This window comes from Synechocystis sp. FACHB-908 (assembly GCF_014698595.1).
Taxonomy (GTDB): domain Bacteria; phylum Cyanobacteriota; class Cyanobacteriia; order Cyanobacteriales; family Microcystaceae; genus Synechocystis.
Genome location: NZ_JACJTH010000030.1, coordinates 26,473 through 46,127 on the forward strand (window position 1 = coordinate 26,473; position 19,655 = coordinate 46,127).

The 19,655-nt window shown below is 50.1% G+C and carries 18 protein-coding genes; 9 read left to right on the forward strand and 9 right to left on the reverse strand.

The window, feature by feature from the left end; genetic code table 11:
* The first annotated feature begins 3 nt into the window (after window positions 1–3).
* Window positions 4–720 carry a DUF2993 domain-containing protein gene (locus H6G46_RS10750; protein ID WP_010874328.1) on the forward strand — a complete coding sequence of 239 codons (717 nt, stop codon included), beginning with the start codon at window positions 4–6 and terminating at the stop codon, window positions 718–720.
* A gap of 113 nt (window positions 721–833) precedes the next feature.
* On the opposite strand, the gene H6G46_RS10755 is transcribed toward H6G46_RS10750, so the two are convergent.
* From H6G46_RS10755 to H6G46_RS10765, 3 genes are all read right to left on the reverse strand, one after another.
* Window positions 834–1,766, reverse strand: coding sequence for an NAD-dependent epimerase/dehydratase (locus tag H6G46_RS10755; RefSeq protein ID WP_020861875.1), 933 nt, complete (start codon window positions 1,764–1,766; stop codon window positions 834–836).
* Window positions 1,767–1,851: 85 nt separating this feature from the next.
* Window positions 1,852–2,616, reverse strand: coding sequence for an ABC transporter ATP-binding protein (locus tag H6G46_RS10760; RefSeq protein WP_010874330.1), 765 nt, complete (start codon window positions 2,614–2,616; stop codon window positions 1,852–1,854).
* A 12-nt stretch (window positions 2,617–2,628) separates the two neighbouring features.
* Window positions 2,629–3,444 carry an ABC transporter permease gene (locus H6G46_RS10765; protein WP_010874331.1) on the reverse strand — a complete coding sequence of 272 codons (816 nt, stop codon included), beginning with the start codon at window positions 3,442–3,444 and terminating at the stop codon, window positions 2,629–2,631.
* A 206-nt stretch (window positions 3,445–3,650) separates the two neighbouring features.
* Here H6G46_RS10765 and H6G46_RS10770 point away from each other — a divergent pair, with 206 nt between their 5' ends.
* Window positions 3,651–4,718, forward strand: coding sequence for a ribonucleotide-diphosphate reductase subunit beta (locus H6G46_RS10770; RefSeq protein ID WP_010874332.1), 1,068 nt, complete (start codon window positions 3,651–3,653; stop codon window positions 4,716–4,718).
* Here the strand turns inward: H6G46_RS10770 and arcC are convergent.
* Both arcC and H6G46_RS10780 read right to left on the reverse strand, forming a co-directional pair.
* A complete protein-coding gene (arcC, locus tag H6G46_RS10775; RefSeq protein WP_010874333.1) occupies window positions 4,715–5,641 on the reverse strand; it encodes a carbamate kinase in 927 nt (308 codons plus the stop codon). The genes H6G46_RS10770 and arcC overlap by 4 nt on opposite strands.
* Window positions 5,628–7,001, reverse strand: coding sequence for a cyclic 2,3-diphosphoglycerate synthase (locus H6G46_RS10780; protein ID WP_020861874.1), 1,374 nt, complete (start codon window positions 6,999–7,001; stop codon window positions 5,628–5,630). Before H6G46_RS10780 ends, arcC begins: the two co-directional genes overlap by 14 nt.
* Window positions 7,002–7,347: 346 nt before the next feature.
* Between H6G46_RS10780 and H6G46_RS10785 the strand changes: the two genes are divergently transcribed.
* Together H6G46_RS10785 and H6G46_RS10790 are read left to right on the forward strand one after the other, a co-directional pair.
* Window positions 7,348–8,823: a family 10 glycosylhydrolase gene (locus tag H6G46_RS10785; RefSeq protein ID WP_010874335.1), complete on the forward strand. Its 1,476-nt coding sequence runs from the start codon at window positions 7,348–7,350 to the stop codon at window positions 8,821–8,823.
* A gap of 149 nt (window positions 8,824–8,972) precedes the next feature.
* On the forward strand, window positions 8,973–10,214 hold the full coding sequence (locus H6G46_RS10790) for a cyclic nucleotide-binding domain-containing protein (RefSeq protein ID WP_223211314.1): 1,242 nt from the start codon (window positions 8,973–8,975) through the stop codon (window positions 10,212–10,214).
* Window positions 10,215–10,463: 249 nt separating this feature from the next.
* Here the strand turns inward: H6G46_RS10790 and recA are convergent, their stop codons facing one another.
* Entirely contained in the window at window positions 10,464–11,528 is a 1,065-nt protein-coding gene (gene recA / locus H6G46_RS10795) for a recombinase RecA (protein ID WP_010874337.1), read from the reverse strand.
* 138 nt (window positions 11,529–11,666) lie between these two features.
* Between recA and H6G46_RS10800 the strand changes: the two genes are divergently transcribed.
* Window positions 11,667–12,890 (forward strand): ABC transporter permease, encoded by a 1,224-nt coding sequence (locus tag H6G46_RS10800; protein ID WP_010874338.1) that lies wholly within the window; start codon window positions 11,667–11,669, stop codon window positions 12,888–12,890.
* A 74-nt stretch (window positions 12,891–12,964) separates the two neighbouring features.
* Here H6G46_RS10800 and H6G46_RS10805 read toward each other — a convergent pair whose 3' ends face one another.
* A complete protein-coding gene (locus tag H6G46_RS10805; RefSeq protein WP_010874339.1) occupies window positions 12,965–13,462 on the reverse strand; it encodes a transcriptional repressor in 498 nt (165 codons plus the stop codon).
* A 142-nt stretch (window positions 13,463–13,604) separates the two neighbouring features.
* On the opposite strand from H6G46_RS10805, the gene H6G46_RS10810 reads away from it, so the two are divergent.
* Both H6G46_RS10810 and purH read left to right on the forward strand, forming a co-directional pair.
* Entirely contained in the window at window positions 13,605–14,426 is an 822-nt protein-coding gene (locus tag H6G46_RS10810; RefSeq protein WP_010874340.1) for a creatininase family protein, read from the forward strand.
* A gap of 58 nt (window positions 14,427–14,484) precedes the next feature.
* Window positions 14,485–16,020, forward strand: coding sequence for a bifunctional phosphoribosylaminoimidazolecarboxamide formyltransferase/IMP cyclohydrolase (gene purH, locus H6G46_RS10815; protein WP_014407167.1), 1,536 nt, complete (start codon window positions 14,485–14,487; stop codon window positions 16,018–16,020).
* Window positions 16,021–16,181: 161 nt separating this feature from the next.
* On the opposite strand, the gene H6G46_RS10820 is transcribed toward purH, so the two are convergent.
* Together H6G46_RS10820 and H6G46_RS10825 are read right to left on the reverse strand one after the other, a co-directional pair.
* On the reverse strand, window positions 16,182–16,583 hold the full coding sequence (locus H6G46_RS10820; RefSeq protein ID WP_010874342.1) for a hypothetical protein: 402 nt from the start codon (window positions 16,581–16,583) through the stop codon (window positions 16,182–16,184).
* A 35-nt stretch (window positions 16,584–16,618) separates the two neighbouring features.
* Window positions 16,619–17,602 (reverse strand): class I SAM-dependent methyltransferase, encoded by a 984-nt coding sequence (locus tag H6G46_RS10825; RefSeq protein ID WP_010874343.1) that lies wholly within the window; start codon window positions 17,600–17,602, stop codon window positions 16,619–16,621.
* 44 nt (window positions 17,603–17,646) lie between these two features.
* Here H6G46_RS10825 and H6G46_RS10830 point away from each other — a divergent pair, with 44 nt between their 5' ends.
* Together H6G46_RS10830 and H6G46_RS10835 are read left to right on the forward strand one after the other, a co-directional pair.
* On the forward strand, window positions 17,647–17,955 hold the full coding sequence (locus H6G46_RS10830) for a DUF3067 family protein (RefSeq protein ID WP_010874344.1): 309 nt from the start codon (window positions 17,647–17,649) through the stop codon (window positions 17,953–17,955).
* A gap of 33 nt (window positions 17,956–17,988) precedes the next feature.
* Window positions 17,989–19,596 carry a serine/threonine-protein kinase gene (locus H6G46_RS10835; protein ID WP_010874345.1) on the forward strand — a complete coding sequence of 536 codons (1,608 nt, stop codon included), beginning with the start codon at window positions 17,989–17,991 and terminating at the stop codon, window positions 19,594–19,596.
* Window positions 19,597–19,655: the final 59 nt, after the last annotated feature.

Here is a 19,655-nt window from a genome sequence, read left to right on the forward strand (position 1 = left end):
TCCATGGGCTTAGCCGTTGACAGTAATTTAATTGGTAAAATTTTGGCCCCTGCCCTGAGGCTCTGGCTCCGCTCCCAGGTGGAAACAGTGGAGAGTTTGGAACTGGAAATTGATGGCAAAGACCGACAAATTTTACGGGGCTATGTGCCTAGGGTTGCCCTTAGTAGTGACAGGGCCATTTACCAAGGTCTACAACTAGGACGGGTGTTACTGCGGGGAGAAAATATCCGCATTAACATTGGCCAGGTAATCAAAGGCAAACCCCTAAAACTATTGGAGCCAATTCGGGTTAGCGGAGAGTTACAAATTTCCCAAAGCCATCTGCAAGCATCCCTAGCTTCTAATTTACTTGCCAGTGCTTTTGAGGAACTATTAGTAGCTTTGTTGGCAGAACAGGGAGTGGAAAATCCCCAGGGCAAGTTGAAGAATTACACTTTCCATTGGCAGGCGATCGCCTTAGAGCATCAATCTTTTCAGCTCAAAGGTGAAGTGCAAGACCCCCAGGGTCAAAGCCATGAGCTTTTGGTGCAGGCCCGTCTACAGTTGGCCAGCTCCAAAACCCTACATCTAGAAGACATTACCCTACTAGGATTACCGGCGATCGCCAACCGAAAGTTAGAGCGTTTGACCGTTGACCTAGGGGAAGACGTGGACCTTGAATCCCTCGATCTAAACAATGGCGAGCTTTTCTGCCTTGGGCGGGTATTAGTCCGCCCTTGAACCTTGGCAATCCGTCGGTAAAGTTGTCATTTACCCCCTAAATTCCCCAACATTTGGTGATTTGTATTTAGTTTCTCCAAACTTAGGGAACCAAGGGGCGTTCAAACAATTTATTAAACGTTGGAATAAACGCTGTTTCTCAAGATAGTGTAACCCTTGATTAACTCTTGAATACCCCGTCCCAAAGACCAGTCGGGAGTAAAGCCAGTGCTCAAAATTCTTTGGTTAGAAACAATGTAATCCCGCTTATCCGGATCCTCCCCGATGGGCGCTTCTAGATACACAAAATTGGGCAGATATTTACGGATTTCTGCACAAAGTTCCAGTTTGGATAAATTAGCATCCTCTAAGCCAACGTTATAGGGCTTACCCTTCATGGATTCAAAATTTTCCAAGCCATGGAGAAACACCTTGGCCACATCCCGGATATGAATATAATTGCGTTTAAAATGACCTTCAAAAATAACCACCGCCCGGTCATAAAAAGCACGGTAGACAAAGTCATTGACCAACAAATCCACCCGCATCCGGGGAGCCATACCAAATACTGTCGCCAGGCGAAAAGTCATACTGTTATCCCGGGCTAACACCGCTTTTTCCGCTTCCACCTTAGTTACTCCATAGAGGGAAATGGGTCGCAGGGGACTTTCTTCGGTACAAAATTTACCCTTTTCCCCAATGCCATAGCCACTATTGGTAACTGGCATCAAAATCCGCTGTTGGGGGCTGGCTAGTTGACAGATCATTTCCACCGCCGTCTGGTTAGTGGTTTTAGTGCCAATTTGATCGCGACTGCACAGGGGAGCTCCCACTAGGGCCGCCAGGGGAATTATGACATCGGCGGTTTTTAGCTGTTCTTTAATCAGGTCTTCCTTGCGGCAATCCCCCCGGATAACGTTAAAAGTTTCATACTGACAGCATTCCGCCAAGCTATTTTGCTGGAACATGAAGTTGTCTATCACCGTTACCTGGTATCCCGCCGCCAGCAAAGTGGGGGTCAGGACAGAACCAATGTAGCCACCGCCACCGGTAATCAAAATTTTCATAATCACTCCTCCATGTTCTCTTTAACTATTTTTGAGCAAAAAATATCCGTTCCCAGTAAAGCAAAAAAAGGGCAACTTGCCAGAATTATTGGGGAATGGTGAGAGCATCGTGGCGTTTGACCTCCTCCAGGTATTGCCCGATCGCCTCGGAGGTTTTGCCCATATAACGCACCACCCCCCGGTCTAACCAGATAGTGGTGGGACAGGCATCTTGAATAAAGCCCAGGCTATGGGAAACCACGAGAATCGTCGTATTGTGTCCCCAGAGCTTATCCATTCGGGCTTGGGATTTGTGCTTGAAACTTTCATCCCCCACAGATAAAACTTCATCCAAAATTAGAATATCCGGTTCCACATCGGTGGCAATGGCAAAACCCAACCGGGCTGACATCCCCGAAGAAAGGGACTTCACCGGCATATCCCCCAACGTTTGTAACTCAGCAAAATCCAGGATAGAATCCACCCGCTCCAACATTTCCTGGCGGGAAAATCCCAACATCACACCGTAGAGAATAATATTATCCCGCACACACAAATCCGGGTCAAAGCCAGCCCCCAGCTCGATCAATGGTGCTATTTCCCCCCTCACCCGCAAACTCCCAGCAGAGGGTTCCAAAATACCGCAAATTACCTTGAGCAGGGTGGATTTCCCCGAACCATTGGAACCAATAATGCCAACTTTCTCCCCCGTCACCACCGTAAAATCTATATTGTCTAGGATTAGCTTACGGGAGGGCTTACGATACTTACCCTCAATGAAAGATAGTACGGTGCGCTTCAGGTCGTAGGAAAATTCCTCCTGGGTTCGACGGTACAAAGAAACTTTATCAAGACGAATAACTTCAGACATCTAAAATTAGCTTTACAACAGATCCATGAAATTCTTTTGCCAGGAGCGAAAGCACAACCAACCCAGGGCCAATAAAATTAAACCATTTAATAGTCCATGAACAATCAAACCAGACTCGGGCAAATCCCCCGACAGGGAAATTTGACGAATACTGTCAATGATCGGTAACAGGGGGTTGATGACCAAAAAGCGGCGCACTTGTTCCGGCACAATTTCGGATGGATAGAAAATGGGAGAACCGATCCAGAGCATGAAGGTTACTAGCTCATAGAAGTAGGGCAAATCCCGGAAAAATACGTAAAGGGCACTGACAAAAAAGCCTACCCCGGTGCACACTAGGCTCAGAGCCAACAAAGGAAAGAAAAGAGAAATGGCGTTAACAAACCACCAACCAGATTCCCAAGACTTATAAATGGTGACGATCGCCAATAGGGGTAATGGCCCCACCACAAATTGGAACACGTTGGCGACGATCATGGAGAGGGGAAAGACACTGATGGGGAGCTTGATTTTATTCATGAGTCCCCCGCTGGCCACCACACTCGATAAAGCTTGGCTAGTGGAAGCAGAAAAAAAGTTAATCACTAACAGCCCCGTAAAGGCCGCCAGCACATAGTTCAGGGCAGACCCATAGAAGGAGGCAAAGGCCGCTCCGAAAATAGCCGCATAAATCCCTGTCATAATCAAAGGGTTTAGCAACGACCAGTAAACCCCCAAAAAGGAACCCCGGTAACGGCCTTTCAGGTTGCGCTCCACTAATATCTGTAAAAGTTCCAAGTAGCGCTGAATCGGGGACCAGTTCACCCTTGTCGGTAGCGAAAGAGCCATAAAAAATTCTAAAAGATTGCGGGGCGGCGCCGAGCTAAACAAGAATTGTATAGAGTTGTGTGACCTTTGTCGAGATGACAAGAACAAGAAAACTATGTAAGAGGGACTTTAGTAGTCCACCTAAATTACTCTTGGTTGATCAAGACTGCCCAAAGAAACTGGGTTAGAATAGGTCGGTTCACAATTTTCCTTACTGCCCAAATTCCATGGTTGTCAGCACCGTTAATCCCACAGCGCCCATGCCTGTGACCCCCATTTTTAACCCCACTGGCAACGATTCCGTCGAGAACCGCACCATTTGGTTTGGCAACACTACCAACTTGATGCAGTTGAATGATGTCCGCTACAACTGGGCAGTGGGATTGTATCAACAAATGCGGGAGAACTTTTGGATTCCCCAGCGCTTAGACATTACCCAGGATGTCACCGATTACTGGAATTTAACCAACGAAGAGCGTTATGCCTTTGATGGTATTTTGTCCTATTTAACCTTTCTTGATTCTGTTCAAACCTGTAACATTCCCCATTTAAAAAGTAGCGTTACCGCGCCGGAAATTAGCCTGTGTATGGCGGAGCAAATTTCCCAGGAGGGTATGCATAACCAAAGCTACCAGTACATGATCGAGACGATTATTCCCACGGAAAAGCGGGATAAGGTGTACGAATTTTGGCGCACAGACCGGGTGTTAAAGGAACGGTGCGAGTACATTGCCATGCTCTACCAAAAATATGTCGATCATCCCACCCAGGAGAATTATTTTATTGCCTTGATGGCGGACTATTTGCTGGAAGGATTATATTTTTACAACGGTTTTATTTACTTCTATAACCTTGCTTCTCGTATGTTGATGCCGGGTTCTGCGGACATTTTTAAGATGATCAACCGGGATGAGTTGAGTCACGTGCGGCTATACCAAAAGCTAATTCCCGAAGCCATGCAGGTCTTCACCCACTCCACGGATCAGATTTATGAAATGTTTGATAAGGCGGTGGAGTTTGAATGTCGCTGGACTAACCACATTGTCGGTAATAATATTCTCGGTATTACGGAATCTAGTACGGAACAGTACACTAAGTATCTTGCTAATAGTCGTCTACGGGCGATCGGTTTAGATCCCCTTTACACGGATGCTCGCTACGGGAAAAGTCCCTACACCCACTTGGAGCGTTTTTCCGACACGAAAAAAGAGGCTCACACTAAGGCGAATTTCTTTGAAGCAACGGTGACTAGTTATGTGATGTCTTCTGGGGTATCCGGTTGGGACGAAATTTAGGGCATCACCACTGTCCCTGCTTTCCCGTCAATAATGTCTAAGGCTTGATCAAGTTTGCCGATGCCACACCATTGCCCGGTGGTTTCTACAAAGCGACAGGCCGCTTCTACCTTTGGCCCCATGGAACCCGCTGCAAATCGGTAACGGCGTAGATTTTTCGGGGTGGTTTGCTCAAAACAGTGAGCGTAGTTGGTGCTCCAATTTTCATACACACCATCGACGTCCGTTAGGAGTAGTAAACCTTGGGCTTGGAGATTTTGCGCCAACAGAGCAGCGGCTAGATCTTTGTCAATCACCGCTTCCACCCCTTGCAATCCTCCGGCTTCATTAACCACCACAGGAATGCCACCGCCCCCGGCACAAACCACTAATGCGCCGCTCTTCACCAACAATTGAATGGTGGGTAGCTCAATAATCCTTTTGGGTTCTGGAGAAGCCACTACCCGGCGGTATCCCTGGCCGTCGGCGGCGATCGCCCAACCCCTTTCCTGGGCCAACTGTTGAGCTTGTTCCAGGGTATAAACCGGGCCAATGGGTTTGGTGGGTTGCAAAAAAGCTGGGTCCTGGCGATCGACCACAATTTGGGTCAATAGGGTGACCACATCCCGCCCAGGTAGTTGATTGCGTAATTCCTGCTCCAACAGGTAACCGATCATGCCTTCCGTTTCTGCCCCTAACACGTCCAAGGGATAGGGCTTACAGGATTTTTCGCACTCCCCCTGTAGGGCCAGTAACCCCACTTGGGGGCCGTTGCCATGGGTGACAACGACGGGATAATGCCGGGCAATTTTGGCGATCGCCAGAGCGGCAATGTGAATGTTAGCTTTCTGAATTTCCGCTTCCGGAGGTTGGCCCCTTTGCAGTAAAGCATTTCCGCCCAAAGCAATGACAATGGGTCTGGTGTTTTGGTTAGGAGAATTCATTGGCTTTGCTCCCTAGCCCCCGACGGGCTAAAAACAAATCCAAAGCTTTACCTAATCCCGGTTCTTTCGCCTCGGCGTAATCATAAAAAACCCGCACCAATGGTTTATTCAATGGGATTAATCGGCCCAGATCACTGGGGGTACCGGATACCACCACGTCAACTTCAGCGGCATTGAGGGTATCCGCTAAAGCTTGTAATTGGGCGGGGAAATAACCCATCGCGGGCAAAATTTTCGTTAAATGGGGAAATTTAGCATAAACAGCGGCAATTTCCGGCACAGTGTAGGGTCGAGGATCAACTATTGTAATGTTCTCAATTTCCTTCACTGCCTGGTAACCAGCACCGTAGTCCATGCCCCCGTGGGTAGTAGTGGGGCCATCCTCCACCACAATCACCCGTTTACCCCGCAGATCTAGGGGAGGTTCCAACCGCAAGGGCGATCGCCCTTGGATAATTTGGGCATCAGGGTTTAACTGGGCAATGGAACTAAGAACCTGGGTGATTTGGGCCACTGTGGCTACATCGGTTTTGGGAATCAGGACAATGTCTGCCATCCTAAGCACCGCTTCCCCTGGATGGTAAAGGCTTTCGTCCCCCGGTCGTAGGGGATCCACAAGGACAATGTGTAAATCCGGTTGCACAAAGGGAAAATCATTATTCCCCCCGTCCCAGAGAATGACATCACTTTCTAAAGAAGCTTTTTCCACAATTAGGCCGTAATCTACCCCGGCATAGACCACATGGCCCGCCAGAATATGGGGTTCGTATTCTTCCCGTTCTTCTACTGTGCAGTCCGCTTGGTCTAAATCTTCCAACTTGGCAAATCGTTGCACCGCCTGTTTTTGCAAATTACCGTAGGGCATGGGATGGCGAATGGCGCAAACCCTCAAACCGAGTTGCCGTAACCGTTGGGACAGCCAGCGACTCACCTGGGATTTACCGCAACCGGTACGCACCGCTGACACTGCGATGACGGGTACTGTGGTTTTAATCATGGTTTGATTTGGCCCCAGTAGGACAAAATCTGCTCCGATCGCCAAACTGCGGGAAGCGAGATGCATGACCTGGTGGTGGGACACATCGCTGTAGGCAAACACAATTTGATCAACCCGATGTTCCCGGCAAAAATTTTCCAACTGCCCTTCTTCAAGGATGGGAATACCGTGGGGATAAAGTTCCCCCGCTAAACTCGGCGGATAACGGCGATCGGCAATGCCCACAATCTGGGTCGCAGTGAAGGCCATCACTTCATACCGGGGATTATCTCGATAAACCTGATTGAAATTGTGAAAATCCCGCCCGGCAGCCCCTAAAATCACCACCCGCCGACGGTTGTCAGTAATTCTGTTTGTAACCATAACCCCTTCCCTCCGGACAATAGGCCACGCCGTCACCACTTCCTACAGGGCAACGTCCGTTCAATCAAATTTTCAACCTTAAACACCAGCTCGAAATATGATTAACCAGGGTATTTTTTCTCTTGCTTTGCATTGATCCCCGGTTGCTTTTCTACCTTTTATCATAAACAGCAACGGGATTATTCCCAGAACCTTTGTTACAATACTTTGCCTGGGAACCTTCTCCCCAATCTTGGTTCGGCCAAAAAATTGCCCATTTTGATGGAGAAAAACCGCTAGGATATGGCAAATTTAAACTTTGATTATTAATCCACTTTTCCTCACTTACTCCCCGAATCATTGCACCATGGCGATCGCCACAATCTTTGCCCAAATCTGGCAGTATTGCAAAAAGCCATTCCTCCACAATCTTGTTCTAGGTTTATTAATCAGTTTGGCGATCGTCCATCCCTTTTCCTTATTCAACCAAGTCCAAGCCCAAAATGCCTTTCCAGAAATCCGTGGAGTTTGGATCACCAATAATGACACCGTTCATTTTTTAGACCAGAACCGCACCACTGAATCCATTAACCTCCTAGCGGATCTAAATTTCAATACCATCTACCCCGTAGTCTGGAACTCCGGTTATGTTCTCTACGAAAGTGAATTTGCTAAAAGGGAAGGCTTACAACCCTTTAGCCCCAGGGGAGATCAAGGTCAGGATGTGTTAGCAGACATTATCGATAAGGCCCATCGGCGCAACATGTTGGTTTTGCCCTGGTTTGAATTTGGCTTTAAGGCTCCCCCGATGTCGGAACTGGTTAAGCGCCATCCCTGGTGGTTTACCCAAAAGCGGGACGGCACTAAAACTTCTGTGAGCGCTGCCGGAGAAGTGATGTGGATGAATCCTTTTCACCCTCAAGTCCAGACTTTTATTACGCAACTAGTCATGGACGCAGTTAATAAATACGATTTGGACGGGGTTCAGTTCGACGATCACACCGCCCTGCCCAACGAATTTGGCTACGACAATTACACCATTTCTTTATATCAACAGGAAACAAAAAAAACTCCCCCCAGCAATCCTAAAGATCCGGCCTGGATTCGCTGGCGAGCCGATAAAATTACCGCATTCATGGTGCAGTTAAATGCCCGCATCAAAGCTGCTAAACCGAACATTCTCGTATCCGTCTCCCCTGCCACCTACAATCTCGCTTACAACACTTTTTTGCAGGATTGGTTGGATTGGATCCGCAAAGGCATTGTTGATGAAGTGATAGTTCAGGTTTATCGTACATCTCTACCCACTTTTACTGAGCCGATCCAGAGGGCGGAGTTTAGGGAATCTAAAACCCTAATTCCCACCGCCGTTGGAATCTTAACCGGATTACCCACTAAGCAAGTGCCCATGCCTTTAGTGAATGATAAGGTCTATGCATCCCGAGCCCAGGGAATGGGAGTTTCCTTTTTTTATTACCAAACCCTCTGGGACATTGCACCGGAAGAAAAAGATGATCGTATTCAATCCTTTCGCCGCCTATTTCCTTTCCCAGCCCCCCGTAGTTTAGTCAGAATTGCCCCGCCTCCCCCAATTACTCCGCCCCCATCTCCCCCTCCCGTTAATAATCCCGCAGCCCCTAACCCTAATCCGGCTCCACCACTCCAAGGCATTCCCATTCCCGTTGAAATGCCCACCAGTTCTGCCCCTAGCAATAATCCTGTTTTGCCGCAGAATGATCCCTTCCCCCCAAATACACCACCACCGACTCCAGTGCCCCAGGAACCAGGCGGTTTTCCACCGGAACCGGTTTTGGACGACTCCATTCCCGTGGATTGGTACTAAATAGTTAATATTTTTTCAACATTATTCAACGGCTTACCCCCTAAACAACTGATTCCCCTTGCCGCTAGCCCACCCTCTGGCAGTTAATGGAACTGGGAAAGATTAGTCCAATAATCATAAATTTGCTTAAAACGGTGGAAAACTTTGCTTTGACCGCCTTCCTTCAGGGGATTTTGGGTGCTTCTAGCATGGCCCTGGGGGCTTTAATTGCTGTGGCTTGGCAACCGGGAAGAAAATTTTTAGCCGCAGTGATGGCCTTTGGTAGTGGCACTTTGATGGCGGCGATCGCCTTGGAAATTGCCAGTGCTGTTTACCGCAGTGGCGGAGTTTTGGTTCTGGTAGGGGGCTTTTTACTGGGGGGAATCCTGTTTATTAGCTTGAGTAAATACATTGATGAACAAGGGGGATTTTTACGTAAGCCCGCCGCTAGCCGTCGCTATGTGGTGGAACATAAAATGCTGGAATCCCATGAGTTGGTAGATTATTTAGCCCACAGTGAAGTGATGAATGCTCTGCCAGAGCAGGAAAGGCATCAACTTGCTGGTCTGCTCACTCCTCACCATGCCTACCCCAGAGAAGTACTTTGTCGGGAAGGGGACCAGGGGGATTATTTTTACTTTATCGGTGGCGGGGAAGCGGATGTGTATAAGGGCACAACCTGGGTTAATCGGCTCACATCGGGCGATATTTTTGGGGAAATGTCTTTACTGACAGGAGAACCCCGGTCCGCTACGGTGGTGGCCGTCACTCCGATGGAACTGTATCAGTTGGATAAGGAAAACTTTGCCAATATTCTCAGTCAATCTCCCCATCTAGCCTTGGCCCTGAGCCGCAAACTCGCCCGCCGTTTACAGTCAGCCACGGACTTTGAGGCAATTGTCCCTCCCGAAGATAAGGTTTCGGTGTTGGAACCACTGGTAGAAGGCGATCGCCAGATGTTGGCCAAATTAGCCCAAAGCTCTGCTCCCATGGCCATCCTGGTGGGCACGCTGTTTGATAACATCCCGGAGGCTATGGTTATCGGCATGAACACCAATGTCACCCCCTGGGGTGGAGCGTTTCTGTTTGCCGTATTTATTTCCAATTTTCCCGAAGCCCTTTCCAGTTCCTTTGGCATGAAACAGGCCGGCATTTCCAACCGAAGAATTTTAACTCTCTGGTTTGGGGCGGTGGTGGCCAGTGGTCTGATCGCCATGGTGGGCTACTCCATTGGCCAAGGTGGCACTCTATTACTGGTGGCGGTGGCCCAGGCGATCGCCGGAGGGGGAATTTTAGCCATGCTAGCCAGCACCATGATGCCGGAAGCCTACGAATTGGGCGGCAGTTCCGTAGCCTATGCCACCATTATTGGTTTTTTAGCCGGGTTTTTGATTTCCGCCTCCCATTTTTGACCATACCCACGTCTAAGAGCCTGTTTGGAAAGTTGAGTTTTGGCTGTTTAATCCCCCCTAGCCCCCCTTAAGAAGGGGGGAACTGTCACAAAAGTACCCCTTTTTAAGCCGGAGCTTTAGTGAGGAGATTTAGGGGGATAAATACCTAGTGTACTTTTCAAACACTTTCTAAAACCGGGAAATTCCCGACCACTTGACATAAGCCACGACCAAAAGCAGAGGCTTTTGGGCAAATGATCGGATTAGCTCCTAAAAATCCCCATCTTCCCCCTGCTCTTCCGCTCCATCCTCTGTTTCCACCGGGAAAACCGCATTAACTAAAGATAATTTTTCCCGCACCTGTTGGTCGATGGTAGCGGCGATTTCAGGATTTTCCTCTAAATATTTCATGGCATTATCCCGACCCTGGGCAATGTTTTCGCCGTTATAGCTATACCAAGCCCCTTTGCGGGTGATGACTTCGCATTTTTCCGCCAGGTCGATGGTGCAACCCATGCGGGAAATGCCCTGGCCAAAAATAATGTCAAATTCAGCGATGCGGAAGGGGGGAGCCACTTTGTTTTTAGCCACTTTCACTTTGGCTCGGATACCGTATTCCCCTTCGGTGCCTTTTTTCAGGGTTTGAATGCGGCGAATATCTAAACGTACGGAGGCGTAGAATTTCAGGGCATTACCTCCGGTGGTCACTTCGGGACTGCCGTAGGTCACACCAATTTTTTGCCGTAACTGGTTGAGGAAAATTACCAAACAACCCGATCGCCCGATATTACCAGCAATTTTCCGCATGGCTTTACTCATCAAGCGAGCTTGGGAACCCACCGAAGTATCCCCCATTTCCCCTTCAATTTCCGCCCGGGGCACTAGGGCCGCCACGGAATCCACCACAATGATATCCACCGCAGTGGAACGCACCAACTGGTCAACAATTTCCAAGGCTGATTCGCCGTTATCTGGTTGGGCCACCAATAAATTATCAATGTCCACCCCCAGGGCTTTGGAATAAACGGGGTCAAGGGCGTGTTCTGCATCGACAAAGGCCGCGACTCCCCCCGCCTGTTGGGTGGCCGCCACCGCATGGAGGGCCAAGGTGGTCTTCCCGGAACTTTCCGGGCCGTAAATTTCCACAATCCGACCCTTGGGCAAACCGCCCCCCAGGGCCAAATCCAAAGTTAGAGCCCCAGTGGAAATGGTTTCAACTCGCATTTGGGTGGCATCTCCCAAGCGCATAATCGCTCCCTTCCCGAAGCTCCGCTCAATCTGGGCTAGGGCGGCGTTGAGGGCTTTTTCACGGTCGGAAATGTTGGTGCTGGCCATGGATGTATGGGGATTGCAGAAGGAGATTCTATCTTAGATGCTCGGGAGAAAATTTTAACTTAATCCTAGGGCCAGGGGCGGTCAAATTGAGCGAATGGATAAAATAGACTAGCTAAAGATCCTAGAACCGAGGTAACGGTGATTGAATTTCGGGAAAGTCTCAAAATGGCCACTAGCATGTTGCTGGCTAATAAGCTTCGTAGCAGTTTGACTATGTTGGGCATTGTCATTGGCAATGCGTCCGTGGTGGCCATGTTGGGCATTGGCCAGGGAGCCCAGGAGTTGGCCACTTCCCAATTGGAAGATTTAGGCCCCAATGTGTTGTTTGTGTTGCCCGGTTCCCAACGCAACCGTCGGGCTAGTTTCAATTTACCGAAAACTTTGGTTTTGAGTGACGCCGAGGCGATCGCCGGTCAAGTGCCTAGTGTGGCCGGGGTAGCCCCCGAAATTAACCGGAGGTTACTGGTGTCCCATCGGAACCTCAACACCAATGCCACCATTGTGGGCACTACCCCCGAATATCCCGCCATCCGTAATTTTTCCGTGGCCCAGGGACGCTTTCTCAACATTTTGGACCTGGAGCGCCATCGCCGGGTGGCCGTGCTGGGCAGTGAAATTGCCGATCGCCTTTATCAAACCCAAACTCCCCTTGGTCAGAATATCCGCATCAACAATATTACGTTTGAAGTCATCGGTGTGATGGAAACTAAGGGGTCTTCCCTGGGCAGTAATCAAGATGAATTTATTTTCATTCCCCTAGACACCATGGTGGCCCAACTGGTGGGGCGGACTTCCCCCTACGGCATTGAATTGAGCTGGATCAATGTGAAGGCTAAGGATGGTGACTCAGTGGGGGCGGCCACTTTCCAAATGGAAAACCTCCTGCGCCTACGGCACAATATCAAAAACGGGGAGGATGATTTTGGCGTTAGTTCTGCCAAACAAATGCTAGATATTGTCAACACTATCACCGGGGGGCTCACCATCCTCCTGGCGGCGATCGCCGGTATTTCCCTGATTGTGGGAGGTATTGGCGTAATGAACATTATGTTGGTGTCCGTAACGGAGCGCACCCAGGAAATTGGCCTGCGTAAAGCCCTCGGAGCCGGGGAACAGGACATTCTCAGTCAGTTTCTTATTGAAGCAGTAATCGTTTCCGCCAGTGGTGGAGTAATTGGCGTCGTCTTGGGCATGGCCATCGTGGCAATCGTGGGTAGTCTTTCCCCCCTGATTACAGTGATTTCCCCTGCCGCCGTGGTGGTTTCCCTCACCATTTCTGGCAGTATTGGTCTATTCTTTGGTGTTGTTCCCGCCCGTCAAGCGGCTAAATTAGACCCCATTGTCGCCCTGCGTAATGCTTAGGAGAACCGATTAGTCGTCTCTGGCTATTGAACTGGTGGGAAAATAATGCTTTGTATTCCTGCGAAAATCCTATCCTAGGCCAAGGAAATACTGCGGGTGCAAGCCCAATTACTAGGCAGAGTGGAGGGCCAACCCATGCGGATTGCTTCAGGACAAATGGTGGTGACGGTTAGCTGACAATCGATCAACTGAAAACCCTCTTTTTCACACTGCTTCAAGCTCTGCTTGAGAATGGAATCATTCTTAAATTCGATGGTGCGATTACATTGCACACAGACTACATGGTGATGGTGATGGGGGGAAGCCTGTTGCAATTCATAGTGCTTGTGCCCCTCCGCCAATTCCAACTCCCGCAGAATGCCCATGCGGGACATCAACTTAACACTGCGATAAACTGTGGAGAGGCTAATCTTTTCCCTTTCTTCTTCCAGACGATGGTGTAACTCCTCGGCACTGAGATGTTCCCCCTCCGGCAAATTTTGAAAAATGGTGAGGATTTTTTCCCGCTGGGGAGTCAGTCGCCAACCACGGGCATTAAGTTCGGCTTTGAGGGAATCGGCGGTGTAGGACATGTTCTATGGGGGCGCTTAGAAGCAGTCTGGGCGATGGGATCCATCATAGTCCCTTGGCTCAGCAGTTGCAATAGTGGAGTCTTATTGAGAATAGATCCTAGAAAAAGTTTTATTTATCTTCCCCCGTCTGAAAATCTGAACCATGCGACCTTCCGCCCTTATTCCCCCCCAGCGTTATTTTGCCTACCTAACGTGGACCGATATTGAAGCTCTGCCGGATAAGGACAAAACCATTATTATTCAGCCCCTGGGTTCCATTGAACAGCATGGTCCCCATTTACCATTGGTGGTGGATGCAGCCATTTCTGAGGGGGTTTTGGGCAAGGCATTGCAAACTTTGGCACCGGAAATTCCGGCCTACGTGCTCCCAACTTTGTACTATGGCAAGTCCAATGAACATATGGGTTTCCCTGGGGTAATCACCCTCAGCGCAGAAACTTTGTTGGTTATTCTCAAGGAAGTGGCGGCGAGCTTGTATCAATCGGGCTTCCGTAAATGGATTTTGCTCAACTCCCACGGTGGCCAGATTCAGGTGTTGGAAATTGCGGCCAGGGATCTGCACCAGATTTATCCAGATTTACAAATTTTCCCCTTTTTTACTTGGCGGATGCCCCATTGTGCGGCGGATTTACTCACTCCCAAAGAGATGACCCACGGTATCCATGCGGGGGATGGGGAAACCAGCTTAATGATGGCCCTCTGGCCTGAACTGGTGCGGGAAGATCGTTTAGTAAAGGAATTTCCCCAGGGCATTCCCGCCGATGATGAACTTTTGAGTATGGAAGGAAGTTTGCCCTTTGCTTGGTTAACCAAAGAAGTGAGTCGCAGTGGGGTGATGGGGGATGCCACCGTAGCCACCAAAGAGAAGGGAGAAGTTTTACTAGATTGTTTGGCAGATGGTTGTCGTCAGGCGATCGAGGCAGTGTACCATTTCCAACCGCCTAGTCTGGACAGGAAAGGGTAAGGGAGACCAACTCCTGGGGGATAATGGGGGATGGAAAAATTACCAAGAGGAGAAGGCAATGGCCCGTTTAGCCCTGCTGAGTGTGTCCGACAAAAGTGGCATTGTGGAACTGGCCCAACGGCTAGTGAATGAATTTCAGTTTGACCTGATCAGTAGTGGTGGTACTGCCAAAACCCTCAAAGAAGCTGGGGTTCCTGTCACCAAGGTGAGTGATTACACCGGGGCACCAGAAATTTTGGGTGGACGGGTCAAAACGTTGCATCCCCGCATCCATGGGGGTATTTTAGCCCGGCGGGATTTGCCCAGTGACCAGGCGGATTTAGAAGCTAACGATATTCGTCCGTTAGATCTGGTCGTGGTTAACCTTTATCCCTTTGAGCAAACCATTGCTAAACCGGGGGTCACCGTTGCTGAAGCAGTGGAACAGATTGATATTGGTGGCCCGGCCATGATTCGAGCCACCGCCAAAAACTTTGCCCATACCACTGTCCTCACCAATCCCAACCAGTACGAAGCCTATCTCCAAGCTCTGCAGGAACAGGGGGAAATACCCTTGGCTTTGCGCCAACAATTCGCTGGGGAAGCCTTTGCCCTCACCAATGCCTATGACCAGGCGATCGCCAATTATTTCAGTGGTTTAAGTGGGGACAGTGCAAACCAATTTGGCCTTAGCGGTACATTGCGGCAACCGTTGCGGTATGGGGAAAATCCCCACCAAAGTGCAGGTTGGTATCAAACTGGGCGGGAAGCCACCGGCTGGGCCAAGGCCGAGAAACTCCAGGGCAAGGAACTGAGCTATAACAATTTGGTGGATTTGGAAGCAGCCCGGCGCATTATCAACGAATTCGATGTCAGGGAACCGGCGGCGGTGATTTTAAAGCACACTAATCCCTGCGGTGTCGCCCTGGCCCCCACATTGGTAGAAGCCTATCAAAAAGCCTTTAATGCTGATGCCACTTCCGCTTTTGGGGGCATTGTCGCCTTGAATCAACCCCTGGATGGACCCACGGCGGCGGCCATGGTCAAAACTTTTTTGGAATGTATTGTGGCCCCGGGCTGTGATGCTGAAGCCCAGGAAATTCTAGCTAAGAAAAACAATTTGCGGGTATTGATTCTCCCCGATCTGGCCACCGGCCCCAGCCAAACCATTAAGGCGATCGCCGGAGGATTTTTAGTACAGTCAGCGGATGATGAACGGGAAGACCCCAGCACTTGGCAGGTGGTGACGGAAAAACAACCCAGTGGGGAGGAGTTGGCGGAACTAGCTTTTGCCTGGAAAGTGTGCAAACACGTTAAATCCAACGCCATCACCATCACCAAAAATAAAACCACCTTGGGGGTGGGAGCAGGACAAATGAATCGAGTCGGCTCGGTGGAAATTGCCCTTAAACAAGCGGGCACAGAAGCCCAGGGAGCTTGCTTGGCCAGTGATGCGTTCTTTCCCTTTGACGATTCTGTCCGCACCGCCGCCGCCGCCGGCATTACCACCATCATCCAACCGGGGGGGTCCATGCGGGACCAGGATTCCATCCAAGCGGCCAACGAATTGGGCTTAGTGATGATTTTCACTGGGGTGCGCCATTTCCTCCACTAGAGGGCAGGGGAAAAGTCCCCTAGCTTCTCAACTTTGAAGTTGGGGGAAACTGACAAACTTTAAAATTCCCTAGTTTTAGCCGCTCGCTGGAGACCCGAATTAATTTTTAGCAAAACTTTTCCAGGGTTGGCCAATGCTAACCTCAATTGTTGGCAGACTGTTTACCCAACCCAGCTTTTTAGGGCCCAACCCAGCACCAAACCCAGACCGCCAAAGCGGATAATTTGCCAAAACACGTCCCCCATTAACCCCCGCCGTAGGCCATCCCAAAACATTTTTTGCAACTGGCGATCGGTCAATAGTTCACTTTCTAGTTCAAGGGACAACGCTTCCAATTCCGAGCGGATGCGGGCCAGTTCCTGCTCCAATTCGGTCTGGGCTTCTCCCTGGAGCCTGGCTTCCACATCAGTACGATATTCTTGGATTTGTTGTTGCTTAGCCCTTTGGGACTGAACTTCGTCGTAACGAGTCTGCAATTTTTGCAAAGACTGGGTCAGGGCAGCCAGAGCCAAGCCGAAATTGCTATCACTATCTCCGTTCGGTGCGACAAAAGTTTCTTCCATAGCAAATTAGGACGGGTCAGAGTTGGGAATAGTCCCTAGGGTTGTACGGAAGCGATGACAGTGCGGTGTCGAGGGCTATTAGGTTGGATGGTCACCCGATCAAAACCAGCGGATAGTAATTCCTGCTCCACATCCAAAGCAAAATATTGGTCCATGAACGGTTCCGTACTTTTGAGCAGGGTCATAATATGGGGTGGCATAGTCAGATAAGCCTGGGAACGGGGATTCATATCCATAAAAGTGAAATGACCGCCCGTTTTCACTAAACGCCGAGCCTCCCGGAAAATTCGCCTGGTGGGTTCCTGGGGCATTTCGTGGAACAGCAAAAAAGCGGAAACTAGGTCAAAAGTCTGGGCTTTTAATCCAGTGGCCTCTGGTAGGGCATGAACCCAATTGATATCGGTTTCCCTTTCTCTGCCATGGTGATGGGCAAGGGCGACGTAATAGGGGGAGAAATCTAGCCCAGTTAATTTTGCTTCTGGGTAGCAGGCTTGCAAGGTAAAGCTACTCAAGCCCACGGTGCAATGTAAGTCCAGGATGGTTTGGGGCGCTTGGGGCAATTGAGCTAACAAAACATCGTGGTAACTACGTCGTAACTCGGCATCCCCTTGGGCCCCTGCTTCTGGGTAAAGGCTCGAATGGACAGCGTTGGCCGCCACTTCAAATTCAAAGGCTGCGTCCCAACACATGTGCCCCTGGTCATAGCCGTGGAAGGAGGCGTTGTAATAATCGGGATAGGTTAACTCTTCATCCACCACCGATCGCCAATGGCTTTGCCAGTCCTGCTGTTGATAATTTTTTACTGTTTCCCGCCAGGGGATCCCCAATCTTTCTGCCCGTTTGATCATCATGGAGCGGGCTTGCCATTTGGCCACGTTCCACAGGGGCTTGACGGCCAATAAACCATTGACGACCTGGCTCATGGCGGTGGGGGCAGGGGTGGCGGTGCTGACAGTCATGGAATGCTTTAATGGGACTAGGGAAAATTGTCGCTGAAAAATCCAAACCTGTCTAGGCATGGGTATCAAGCGGCGATCGCCTGGGGCAATTTCGGTGTTGAACCATGACCGGTAAACAGTTACACCAGTTGATTGTGGATAAATGGGGTTATTCTTTCGATGTGCAATTGCGACGCATCAAAGACCGCATTTTTCTACAGATTATGTGGCGGTACCTAGAACAGGCTTCCTTTCCCCTCTCGGAAGAGGATTATTTCGCTAATCTAGAGGCGATCGCCCAGTATCTCCAGGCCTGGGGAGGGGGGGAGCAGGTGCAACAGTTCATTGCCCAAACCAAAGAAAAACCCCGCCTAGGCAAAGCAGTTAGTATTCCCCTGGAACTTGGGGCCAGGGCCGCAGAATGGTTTATTTGAAAGCTGGACAAGCTAGGAGCATAGGGCATTGCTATGGTTACCCCACTCAAACTACTCAACAATCGCTACAGAATTATTGAAACCCTGGGCAGGGGAGGATTTGGGGAAACTTTTTTGGCCCAGGACACCCACATGCCCTCCGCCCGGAAATGTGTGATCAAGCACCTCAAACCAGTGCTGGAAAATCCAGAAATTCCCTCATGGTTGCGGGAAAGATTCCATCGGGAGGCGGCCACCCTAGAGGAGTTGGGGGAGAACCATCCCCAGATTCCCCAACTGTATGCCTATTTCAGTGAAGGGGAAGATTTTTACCTGGTGCAGGAGTGGATTCCTGGGCTGACCCTCACCCAAGCCCACGCCCAAAAGGGTAATTTTTCCAGTACAGCGGTGGAGGAATTATTGCTGGGGATTTTGCCTGTGTTGGAGTTTATCCATCAACGGCGCATTATCCACCGGGACATTAAGCCCGACAATATTATCCTGCGGGAAGCTGATGGTAAGCCTATTCTGATTGATTTCGGCATCATCAAAGAAACCATGGGCACGTTGGTTAATCCCGATGGCCGTAGTGCCTATTCTGTGGCGTTGGGTACCCCCGGTTACATGGCTTCGGAGCAAGCCGCTGGACGGCCAGTTTTTTCCAGCGATCTGTACAGTTTGGGACTAACGGCTATTTTTTTGCTCACCGGTAAAACCCCCCAATATCTAACCAGTGACAGCCGCACCGGAGAAATCCTTTGGCGACAGGGGGCTCCCCAAGTCAGTCCTACCCTAGCTAAGGTCATAGACCAAGCAGTGCGCTACCATCCCCGGGAAAGATTTAATTCCGCCACTGCCATGGCCCAGACCCTCCAGGGCAATTTCAGCAATGTGCCCATGACCAAAGGCGATCGCCCGGGAAACACCGTTGCTAATGGCAAGACCAAATCTAATCACCAACCTACGGCCCCAACCCTAGTGGTGGGCACTCCCTACAACGCCAACGACACCCAAGCCACCAAGGTTTACACTCAAGAGTTTACCGGATACACCGAAACCCAGGAGGGTTCACCATTGATGAAATGGGTTGTTATGCCCCTTGTCGTACTGCTAGTGATTGGCGGCGGCATGGCGGCGGGATTTTGGGTTACCAGTCAACGGCGCAATAATCCTCCCCCAGCGGTGGAAGAACCCACAGAGGAAACGCCCATTCCCCTGCCCTCCCTGGAGCCTAGACCCAATTTATTTGAAACTCCTAGCCCTATTCCCACTCCAGCAACCCCTAGCCCGGAACCCACCCCCAGCCCCAGTCCCAGCCCGGAAACCACCTCTAGTCCAACAGAGGATACGATCACTCCCATGGAGCCGGAACCCAGTTTGGACGAACCTGCCCCTATTCCTGAACCTAAACCCAGTCCATCCCCCACCATCAGTCCTCAACCATCACCCACTATTTCCATTCCTGTTACCCCAGCCCCTGTACCAAAACCTAGTCCTTCTCCCACCCCCAAGCCCACTGTTCCTCCCCAGATTTCCCCTACTCCCCAGCCCAGCAATACGGTGCCTGTGATCCCACCACCGGAAAATCCCAGTGCCGAGACTGAGCCCAATCTGCCGGCTCCCCCAGTAGGGGAAAAGCCCATCGACCCCGAGCAAAATTAGGGATTTATACTAAGAATAGAAACTTTGGATGAGCTAAAACCTAGCTCCGTATTTATTTG